At 42.8% G+C, this 8,125-nt stretch carries 7 protein-coding genes; all 7 read right to left on the bottom strand.

The genetic code is table 11. The features are described from left to right. On the bottom strand, positions 1–377 hold a 377-nt coding region (gene rplM / locus IKL48_02085), incomplete at its 3' end, for a 50S ribosomal protein L13 (GenBank protein MBR3603469.1). Positions 378–492: 115 nt separating this feature from the next. After that, positions 493–1,464: a tRNA-dihydrouridine synthase gene (locus IKL48_02080; protein ID MBR3603468.1), complete on the bottom strand. Its 972-nt coding sequence runs from the start codon at positions 1,462–1,464 to the stop codon at positions 493–495. Beyond that, the gene (locus IKL48_02075) at positions 1,461–2,942 is read right to left on the bottom strand and encodes a bifunctional metallophosphatase/5'-nucleotidase (GenBank protein MBR3603467.1); all 1,482 of its coding nucleotides are present in this window, start codon (positions 2,940–2,942) and stop codon (positions 1,461–1,463) included. The genes IKL48_02080 and IKL48_02075 overlap by 4 nt, the downstream gene beginning before the upstream one ends. Next, a complete protein-coding gene (locus IKL48_02070; GenBank protein MBR3603466.1) occupies positions 2,942–4,408 on the bottom strand; it encodes a bifunctional metallophosphatase/5'-nucleotidase in 1,467 nt (488 codons plus the stop codon). The genes IKL48_02075 and IKL48_02070 overlap by 1 nt, the downstream gene beginning before the upstream one ends. A gap of 92 nt (positions 4,409–4,500) precedes the next feature. Beyond that, complete coding sequence (locus IKL48_02065) at positions 4,501–5,940, bottom strand: bifunctional metallophosphatase/5'-nucleotidase (GenBank protein ID MBR3603465.1); 1,440 nt, start codon at positions 5,938–5,940, stop codon at positions 4,501–4,503. Positions 5,941–5,981: 41 nt separating this feature from the next. Beyond that, positions 5,982–7,148, bottom strand: coding sequence for a cysteine desulfurase NifS (nifS, locus tag IKL48_02060; protein ID MBR3603464.1), 1,167 nt, complete (start codon positions 7,146–7,148; stop codon positions 5,982–5,984). A gap of 9 nt (positions 7,149–7,157) precedes the next feature. Continuing rightward, positions 7,158–8,012, bottom strand: a complete 855-nt coding sequence (gene nifU, locus IKL48_02055) for a Fe-S cluster assembly protein NifU (GenBank protein ID MBR3603463.1) — start codon at positions 8,010–8,012, stop codon at positions 7,158–7,160. Positions 8,013–8,125 lie beyond the last annotated feature (113 nt).

Below are 8,125 nucleotides of genomic sequence, written 5' to 3'. Positions count from 1 at the left end.
CGGAGGCGTTTCATGCGCGGAGCGCGCAAGCGGTTGACGTCTAACATGCGTTTGACGGCCAATTCCAATACTTTGGTGGAATCCTTTTCAAACTGACGTTTGAGCGGGGTTTCTTTGGCGCCTTTGGCATAGCCGGAGTGGGAGAAATAAATTTTTTCTTCCATTTTATTACCGGTCACCTTAATTTTATCGGTGTTGGTGACAACTACAAAATCTCCACAATCCATGTGAGGGGTGAAGGTTCTTTTGTGTTTACCCATCAAGAGCACAGCTACGCGAGTAGCCAATCTGCCCAGGGTTTGGCCCGTAGCATCAATGTGATGCCAAGCACGGGTGGTTTCTACTTCCTTGACGGAAGGTAAAAAAGTTTTCGTCATAAGTTTCTGTTTACCTTTTGTTATTAAAGCGCAGCGGAGTGGTGGCCACTGCATGTTAATGACTCGTGGTTTCCTAGATATTATAGCAAAACAAAAGCACAATGTATAGGGAAATTTAAAAAATCAGACTGGAAAAAAGGGCTTTAATATCGGTAAATTTTTCCATGCGGACAAATTTTCCGCGCACTTCGGCTGCACCGGCAAAATCACGCAACCAATACCCTGCCGTTTTTTTGCTACGGCCAATGCCTATTTTTTCACCATAGTGGGCTATATTTTCTTCAATCAATGCCAAATAAATTTCCACTCGGCGGCGATTATCCAACGGTTGCGGATTTCCGCCTGTAAGTTCTTGAGCAATATCGCGAAAAATATAAGGGTTTCCCACTGCCGCACGCCCAATTAAAAGACCTGCGCAACCGGCATCAAAGAAATTTTTAGCCATTTGAGCACTATTGATACCCCCATTACCTAACACAGGGATTTTGACACTAGCGCACACCTTTGCTAAGGCTTCCAAATCCGGCTCTCCGGTGTGCACGTCTTCTGCCGCGCGCGCATGCATCAGCACTGCCGCCGCACCCTCATTTTCGGCAATACGGGCAAGTTCATCCCCCAACAATTTACCGCGTTTTAAAGAAATCCGCGTTTTAAGTGTCACCGGCACTTTAACGGCTTTTACGGCGGCAGCCACTAAACGGCCTAAATGAGCGGGGTCTTTCATCAATATACAGCCTGCTCCGGCGCGATTGATTTTTTTTACAGGACAACCAGCATTAATATCGATAATATCCGCACCGCGCGCTTCTGCAGCCAAAGCAGCCTGTGCAATAGTTTGTTCATCGGATCCGAAAATCTGCATAGAGACCGGTTTTTCCCGTTCACGGATGCTCAACATTCGCAAACTGCGAGGATTTTCGTAATGTAGCGCATGAGCAGACACCATTTCCGCGCAGACGACTCCAGCCCCGCCACGCAAACATAAAGCCCGAAAAGGACCGTCTGTAATACCGGCCATCGGGGCCAGCCACAAATTATTAGAAGCAGTAAAAGAACCAATGGATAAGGGGCGGACTAAATTTTTCATTTTATACTGTTCCACCTTTTTTGTACATCCGTTTTTTCTTGATTTTTGGAGGACAAACACAAGCCAAGCACCGTACGCATTTCCACTTGCGTATTTTTAAATTCCAAAGAATCAATAAATCCGTCATGCCCTGCACCACCGGCCAACATATAATCCGTCACCGCTACGCGATAAGTAGACTTGGTAGAAATGGGAACTCCTTTTACCCACGCACCGACAATCCTTCTGTTAGGTAGAGCAGACAAAGAGTAGCGGATTTTTAAGCCCGATATCTGAGCAAAGTGCCCCGTCGTATTTAAACCTTCTTCCAAAGCATTTAACAGGGCATCTCCTTTCATATTTAGCAAGGTCACATGATCGGCATATGGATATAACTGATACAAATCATATTGAGTGACTGTACCGGCAGATAAATCTTTACGAAGGGAATCTGCGTTTAAAATAGCCACATCGGTTTTGGCCCACTTACGCAGACAATCAGCGGCCCAATTTCCCAAAGAGGATTCTCCTTGCAAATTACCCGTCAAATCTTTTTCCAATTTCCCGACAGGACGATCCATCTGATTACGCGTCATTCGGCGTAAATCTTCCGTCAGTTGGCCTACATGTATATCAAAACCAAAATCTCTGCGATACAATACCACATCTTCAAATTTGGTTTTTGTCAGTTCTTTATCTTTATTAAAAAATAATCCAACTTTGGCCACACTGTCCAATTTAGAGCCGGGATATACAATCAGCGTTTTTCTTACTTGAGTAAACTCCGCTCCTTCTCGCCCTAAGTCGGCACTCAAAATAACATCGATCCCTTCTACTTCTTCTGCCAAAGCCGCATCTGTCAACGCATCTTTTTCATCAGAGATTCCCAATGCACTGAGCAGCACAATCACTTGGGCACCCTTTTCACGCAGTTGCAGCACGGCCTCTTTTGCGGCTTTCACCTCGTCCATGATTTTCAAACCGCCCAACCGCTGTTTTCCTTTCAAAGCATCTTGACCCACCAAACCCAAAAAGCCAATCTTAATTCCTTGCACTTCTTCTAATAATAAAGGGCTCACTCCGGCAGGGATTTTGCCATTAGTTAGCGTCACATTGCTGGCAATAAAAGGAGCGGAAGACTGTTGGATAATTTGGCTCAAAGATCCCCAGCCATAGCCTAAATCTTTCTCCGTAAACAGACGAGCGGAATAAGGCAAAGAAGCGGCAATAGAATTTAAATAATCCCCTTTGGTCAAATTACCCTCCGGCGTTTGGGAAAACCAATTTCCGCCGTCAAGCAAGACAAAGGGGATTGTTTGTTTGTTTAAAAAAGATTTCAAAACAGCAAGACCGCCAATTTCTTCGTTTCCATATAAAGGCTCTGGTCTGGACCAAAAAACACCCTCAATATCCGACGTGAAAAACAAATTCACATCCGCTTGTTGATGTTCGGCACAACCTCCTAAGAATAAAAGAAATAAGCAGACTAATTTTTTCATCACTTCACTTCTACTATACGGCCCGTAGCCACCGCTTTTACCGGAGAATATTTTTTGATACCTTCTTCCAAGATGGTACGCACATTTCCTGTGCCCACTTTTTCTTTTTTCTCATTATTAATGCGGTTAAAAGGCCAACCTTCACTGCCACCGAAAGCGATATATTCATTGGTGGCCAAAGTATATTGTTTGCGGTTTTCCACCGGTTCTCCGTTGACGTATATTTTCAAATCTTTTATTTTGCCTTTTTTATTGCGGTAGGTAATCGTCATACCGGAATAAGTAAATAAACTACGCGGCAATAAGGATTTTTTGACTAAATATTTCAAAAACTTTCCGTCTACGGTCATTTTGAAAATGGTGTTTTCAAACGGATGCATATCTACTGTTTCGCGCTTTGTAATGGTGCCTTTCTCCATATCGATACGAGTACCACCGTTGTTATGCACAAAAATCTCTGTCCCTGCATACACGCGGCCTAAATCTGCAATCCAGTTATTCAGCGGACCGTCTTTGTGCTGAGGATTAGAAGCCTCACGGCTGACTTTTTCCGCCGCTTCTCCAAATACCTCGTCCATACCGGGCTCTTTTAAAGATTCCGCATATTCTGCCATATCATCATCTAAACCTATTTTTTCTACGACTAACGGAATCAACTCAGATTTAGCAGAAAGCACCTTGCCTGTCTCATCGTCGGTTTCAATAACTACTTTGCTGACGGATTGATAGTAATTTCCGCTTTCTACAAATAACACGCCATTGATGTAATGGTTCTGCACGATATGATGAGCATGCCCACCAAAGACTACGTTTATTTGATCACCAAACTTTTCGGCAATTTGGCTAATGTAGGCCTGAGTACCATGTTCCTCATCTACCAAAGCATCATGCACGATTACTACTTTGATATCGACCTGTTGCAATGCTTTTTCTTTTAATACTTTTTCCAAAGCCGGTAAAGGTTGAGTAAATTTATATTTTTTGCTTTTGTTAGTCGGGTTGGTATTGGCCAAACCAATTACAGCCACCTCAACATCATCTACTTCAAAAATTTGATAGGGTTTTACTCCTTCGGGATATTTACCGGTTTCTTTTTCAAAAAAATTGGCAGCCAATAGGGGAAATTGGGCCCTTTGCAGAATAGGAGCCACACCTTTGTCTTTAAAATCGAACTCATGGTTTCCGATAGTAGCCGCGTGGAAACCTAACTTATTCATAATATCTACACTTTTTAAGCCTTTGGAGTTTTTAGCTTCGGCTGTTCCGTTGGAAAAATCGCCCGAATCAAGTAATAAATAATCTTCCGGCCCTTCATCTATCAATTCAGCTAGTACTGCCGCACCGCCTACACCGGCCTTAGGATAATAAAAGCCATGCATATCGCTGGTATGATAAATAACCGTAGTAGCGGCAAACAAGCCTGCCGCAGAAAAAGACAAAATAAGCAACAAGAACAGTTTTTTCATTTTTTTCTCCTCAAAATTCGTCATAAACCGTCTATTTTATCCTAACAAAAACCAAATACCCGCTTCAAGAGCGGGCATTTGAAAAAAACAAATTATTTCTCTATAATTCTTCCGCTGTCTGGGGCCAAAACAGGTACTTTGCGCAGGGCATCTTCTATCAGGGTGCGGATCGTTTTTTCCCCCACCGTTTGCTGGTCTGCCACCCTATTAAACCTTTTGCGTGCCAAATAAGAGTTCGTTCCTAGTGTATACCACTGGTGATTTTTAACAGGCTTCCCATTCACCCAAATTTTCAAGTTTTTTATTTTACCGTTTTTATTTTTATATTCCACCTTTAAACCTGAAAAACTAAGCAAATTGCGCGGAAGCAACGTATCTTTGAGCAAACTTTTCAAAAATTGTCCGTTCACTTGCATTTTGACCACTTGATCATCAAACGGGAACATATCAATTATATCGCGTCGCGTCACAGGACCGGCGTACAAAGGCACGCGCACTGCGCCTACATTGCTTACAAAAATATCCGTTTGACTATATTCTCTTGCTAAATCAGCTACCCAATTATCGGCAGAAGTATCTTTATGATTTTTAAACAAAGGCTTTAAAGAAAGATCATTTTTTAATTCCCCCAAAACCTCATCCACTCCCGGTTCCTTGATGGTTTCTGCCCATTTTTCTATCGTCTCATTTTTACCTATTCTATCTTCATTTAGAGAAATAAATTCGGAAGAAGCCCGGACAAATTTTCCGGTTTTATCATCTGTTTCTATGACGATTTTGGAAACATTTTTCAAATTATATCCGCTTTCCACAAATAACACTTTTCCCACATATTCATTTTGGAAAACTTTATGAGCGTGCCCGCCTAAAACTACATGCACTTTGTCGGACAATTTACGCCCTATCTCCCCCATATAAAAAGGCTTTTCGGGGCGGTCATCGGCCAAAGAATCATGCGCCAACACTACAACTGCTTGCGCTTGTTTCACCTCTTTTTCTGCCAGCACTTTATTTAACGCATCTAAAGGCTTTCCAAAGACAAACTTTTGGCTATTTTTGGTCGGGTTTCTGTTGGCCAAACCTATCACCGCTATTTTGACCCCGTCTATATTAAACACTTGGTACGGACGAACATGCTTAGGATAGAGGAAAGAATCTTTTTCAAAAAAATTAGCCGCCAATACGGAAAATTCGGTTTTGGAAAGCATTTTTTCCAATGCGCTATCTCCGTAAGCAAACTCATGATTTCCCAAAGTAGCAGCGTGGTAGCCCACCTTATTCATCAACTCAACGGCTTTTAACCCTTTAGAAGTTTTTGTCTCAATAGTTCCTTCGGCAAAATCTCCGCTGTCTAGCAATAAGTACGGCTTTTTTTCTTGTGCCAACAAGGCACCCAATACGGCAAAACCGCCCTTATTATTTTTAGGATAAAAAAAGCCATGTGTGTCACTGGTGTGATAGATAACGGTTGTTTTGCCCCATAAAACCGCAGAAAATAGACATAACGTAAGAATGAGGGATAATTTTTTCATTTTCTCTCCTTTAAAAAAGCCCCAAAATCGGGGCTAAAGATTTATTTCATTCTGGAAAAAGGGGATATTTTGCGTAGATTTTCTATGATAGAGGGCATTACTTCCAGCACTTTATCCACTTCTTCTTCAGTCGTAAATTCAGATAATGAAAAACGCACCGAACCATGTGCAAACTTAAAGTCCACCCCCATTGCACGCAACACATGAGACGGCTCTAAAGAACCGGAAGTGCAAGCAGAACCGGAGGAAGCACAAATGCCATATTCGTTTAAATACATCAAAATCGCTTCCCCTTCCACATAACCAAAACTGATATTAACAGTATTGGGTACGCGATTTTCGGGGTCACCATTCAACTTTGTATCAGCAATAGAAGATAACAATCCGTTTTGCAATTTATCGCGCAAAGCAGCCATTCGTGTTAAAGACCCGTCAGAGACTCTTTTTTGCGCCAACTCCGCCGCTACGCCCATTCCCACAATATAAGGAATATTTTCCGTACCGCCCCGACGGCCTTTTTCTTGGTGACCGCCCATCATAAATTCTGTAAATCGAGTGCCGCGTTTAACATACAAAGCGCCTACTCCTTTGGGTGCGTGAAATTTATGACCGGACAAAGAAAGCATATCAATCTGTGCGGCTTGTACATCGATGGGCATCTTGCCTATCACTTGCACCGCATCGGTATGAAACAAGGCCCCATATTGTTTGGCTAAGGCGGCAATTTCGGCAATCGGGAAAACGGTGCCCGTTTCGCTATTGGCCCACATCACAGAAACCAACGCGGTATTTGTATCTAATGCTGCCTTATAGGCCTGCATATCAAAACGACCTTCTCCATCTACACCGATATAATCTACTTTATAGCCCTGACTTTCCAAAAATTTGTAAGGGTGCATGACGGCCGGATGTTCTACTTTAGAAGTGATGATATGTTTTTTCTGCGAGAAACTGCGCACCGCCGAAAAAATGGCCGTATTGTCACTTTCTGTGGCGCAAGAAGTGAAAATAATTTCGTCCGGATAGGCCGCCCCGATCAAAGCCGCCACTTTAGCACGCGCTTCATTCATGGCTTTGTGTGCTTCGGCAGCCATCGGATACATGCTGGAGGCATTGCCGTATTTTTGAGTAAAGTAGGGCATCATCGCTTCCGCTACAGCGGGAAGCACTTGAGTAGTGGCATTATTATCCAGATAAATCGTTTTCACAAAAACTCCTTAGGCTCTTTCTATGGTGATGGAAGAATCCAACTTTTCTTTTAGGGTTTTTTCGATAAACCCCTTCAAAGTGGCATCAGCGGCCAAACAACCGCTGCACATACCTAACAAACGCACCTTTACTACACTGCCGTTTACGTCTATCAGCTCCACGTTTCCGCCGTCCATATTCAGTTGCGGACGCACGTCTTCTTCCAACACTTTCTCTATGCGTTTAATTTTTTCTACGATAGTTAAATCCGCAAAAGGTTTTTCTTCGTTTACCGCCGGCTGAGGCACCGCACAGGAATTGACCTTATCTAAAATCTTTTGGATTTCTCCTTTACAACGGCCGCAAGCACCGCCGGCTTTGGTGAAATAAGTGACATCTTCCACAGTGGTTAAATGATTGGTACGAATGGCTTTAATAATCGCTTCTTCAGACACGTTAAAACAGTGACACACTATATTTTCCGATTCTTGTTCAAACACCACCGGTTTTCCGCCCTGACGATAACTTTGCACTGCCGCTTCTAAGGCTTCCATACCCATTACGGAGCAATGCATTTTTTCTGCCGGTAAAGAGCCCAACTCATCGGCAATGTCCTGATTGGTAATTTTGGCCGCTTCAGTTAAAGTTTTTCCTTTAATCATTTCCGTTAATACGGAAGATGAGGCAATGGCACTGGCACAACCAAACGTTTCAAATTTGGCATCTTCAATGATTTCGGTTTCTTTATTAATTTTCAAAGTCAATTTCAATGCATCACCACAAACCAAACTGCCCACTTGGCCGGTGGCATCGGCATTTTCAATCGCTCCCACATTGCGCGGGTGGCGGAAATGTTCCATTACTTTATCGGTATAATCCCACATAAAAACTCCTTTACTCTGTTATTTACATTATATCATTTTGATCCTATTCTAACGAGAGGATAAAACAGATTATTTGTCTTTGGCGCATCACCCTCATATTTGCTAGAATGACC

It is taken from the genome of Elusimicrobiaceae bacterium, from assembly GCA_017520185.1.
Lineage (GTDB): Bacteria > Elusimicrobiota > Elusimicrobia > Elusimicrobiales > Elusimicrobiaceae > Avelusimicrobium.
This window is presented reverse-complemented; position numbering and strand designations above follow the sequence as displayed.